We start from the raw sequence: 1,335 nt of genomic DNA, 5'->3' as shown, positions 1-1,335 counted from the left end.
AAACCCTTGAGTACCTTGCCCATCTTGCCAAGACAAAAGAGATTTGGATCGAATTTGGCATACAGTCTGTCTATGACACCACCCTTGAAAAGATCAATCGCGGACATAACAGCCACAATGTCAAAGAGTGGATTCTCAAATCAAAAGAGGCGGGTTTAAATGTATGTGGACATCTTATTTTCGGCCTGCCCGACGAGACACAGCAGATGATGCTTCAAACCTCTAAAGAGGCTTATGCGTGGGGCATCGACTCTGTAAAATACCACCCCCTTTATGTTGTCAAAAGAACAGCCCTTGCCAACGAATATATGCGTGGAGATTTTACCCCTATAACAGAAGAGCTTTATCTTGATACCCTTGTGAAATCGATACAGATGAAACCTGAAAATGTAAGTGTGCAACGTGTAACGGCAGGTATTAATGATACTTCCCTCTTAGCCCCTCAGTGGTGCAGAGATAAAAACACGCAGATAAAACATATTAACAAAGCACTCAAAAAAGTGGGGCTTAAATACTAGTGTCTGCTTTGAGTTTGGTAAACTGTGCCACACTTCTAAAGTAAGGGGGATAATCAAAATAAACCCTAAAAGCTTTGGCATGACCGGGTTTGAGATTTTTTGCCACTACAAACTCTTTGACAATAGTTTGGGGTTTGTATTTCATTGTATTAAAACCTCCGGAGAAAAAATCAAAGAAGCCGCTGGCTTTATAGAAGTTGCCCCCTTTGACATTGCCGGTTGCGTGTCCTTTATTGACAAGTTTTATCTCCAAAACAACCTTTCCGACAGGAAATTTTCCCTCATTTTTGACAATACCCGTATAGATAATTTTTTCTATGCTGAGTAAACGTTTGTTTTTCAGTTTGTAAAGTTTTACCTCTTTTGTATATTTATCAACCACAACTACGGAAAAAACAGCCAAAAAAGCGTTAATAAGTGCAACAGAAAAGAGCATAGAGTAGCGAAGCTTTGGATTTTTTTGTTTCAATGCAGAGATAACACCACCTACAAAAAGTAAAAAAACAAGACCAAATGTGATGTAGTGCCAATAGTTTAAAAGTGTCATCTGCAAGCTGCTCCAAGCGAAATATTGTACTCTTTTTTATAGGTAAAAGGCTCCACTATAATCTTAAACTTGCGTGTTTGCCCTTTTTTTATATCCCTGAGTACAATCGACATCTTTTTTAAAGGCTTTAATAAAAAGATATAGTTTTTATACTTGTTGGGTGTCACCTTATAAACTTTCGCAGTTACACTGCACTCTTGAAAATCAAGCTTTGATTGATTTGTAAGTGCACCTTTGACGACAATCGCTTGTGTAAAATGAAGTCTTTTT

At 38.0% G+C, this 1,335-nt stretch carries 3 protein-coding genes; 1 reads left to right on the top strand and 2 read right to left on the bottom strand.

What is annotated here, in order from left to right; genetic code table 11:
* Nucleotides 1-518 (top strand): radical SAM protein (locus AC30RD_RS09430; RefSeq protein WP_489494290.1); only part of this gene is annotated, 518 nt, incomplete at its 5' end.
* On the opposite strand, the gene AC30RD_RS09425 is transcribed toward AC30RD_RS09430, so the two are convergent.
* Both AC30RD_RS09425 and AC30RD_RS09420 read right to left on the bottom strand, forming a co-directional pair.
* On the bottom strand, nucleotides 508-1,065 hold the full coding sequence (locus AC30RD_RS09425) for a DUF2393 family protein (RefSeq protein WP_489494289.1): 558 nt from the start codon (nucleotides 1,063-1,065) through the stop codon (nucleotides 508-510). The genes AC30RD_RS09430 and AC30RD_RS09425 overlap by 11 nt on opposite strands.
* Nucleotides 1,062-1,335, bottom strand: a 274-nt coding sequence (locus AC30RD_RS09420; RefSeq protein ID WP_489494288.1) for a DUF2393 family protein, incomplete at its 5' end; no start/stop codon positions are given. The genes AC30RD_RS09420 and AC30RD_RS09425, both read right to left, overlap by 4 nt.

It is taken from the genome of Nitrosophilus sp. (genome assembly GCF_982775275.1).
The sequence above is the reverse complement of the archived record's forward strand: the minus strand, read 5'-3'. Positions and strand labels throughout refer to the sequence as shown.